At 70.9% G+C, this 783-nt stretch carries 1 protein-coding gene; it reads left to right on the forward strand.

What is annotated here, in order from left to right; translation table 11 throughout:
- Positions 1-110: 110 nt before the first annotated feature.
- Positions 111-783: IS5 family transposase (locus N5079_RS35085; RefSeq protein ID WP_261588533.1), on the forward strand; the 673-nt coding region annotated here is incomplete at its 3' end.

Genomic DNA, 783 nt, shown 5'->3' on the forward strand with positions numbered 1-783 from the left:
CTAGGACCTGTTTCGAAGTCCGCTGTGTGACGGCGTGTCGGACGGACATGCAGAGAGGTCTCCGGTAGAGGGTTCATCGACCAAGAAGAACCTGAACACCGGAGACCTCGTTGGCCACCTTAGCGGTGACGAGGCGGTTCGACCTGACCGATGCGCAGTGGGCGCGGCTGGAGCCGCTGCTGCCTGCGCCGAGGAGACCAGGGCGGCCGTCGCAGTGGACCAAGCGGCAGCTGATAGACGGGATCCGGTGGCGGGTACGGGTCGGGGCTCCGTGGCGGGACGTGCCGGAGTGCTACGGCTCCTGGCAGGCGGTGTACGCCCTGTTTCGACGCTGGCAGCGGGCCGGCGTCTGGCAGAAGATCCTCACCCGGCTGCAGGCCCTGGCCGACGCCGCCGAACTGATCACCTGGCAGGTCGGGGTGGACTCCACCATCGTGCGGGCCCACCAGCACGCGGCAGGCGCGCGGCGCGATCCGCGTCTGCAGGCCGAACCGCCGGGCGGGGTGAGCACCGAGCCGGTCGACCACGCGCTAGGACGCTCACGCGGCGGCTTGTCGACCAAGCTGCACCTGGCCTGCGAACAGGGCCAACGGCTGCTGTCGCTGGTGCTGACCGCCGGCCAGCGGGGCGATGCCCCACAGTTCCAGGCGGTCATGGCCGGCATCCGCGTCCCCCGGCTCGGGCCCGGCCGGCCCCGTACCCGGCCTGAGGTCGTCCGCGCCGATAAGGCCTACTCCTCCCGGGCGATCCGCGCCTACCTGCGCCAGCACGGGATCAGATGCA

The organism is Planotetraspora sp. A-T 1434 (genome assembly GCF_025420585.1).
GTDB lineage: Bacteria > Actinomycetota > Actinomycetes > Streptosporangiales > Streptosporangiaceae > JAOEGB01.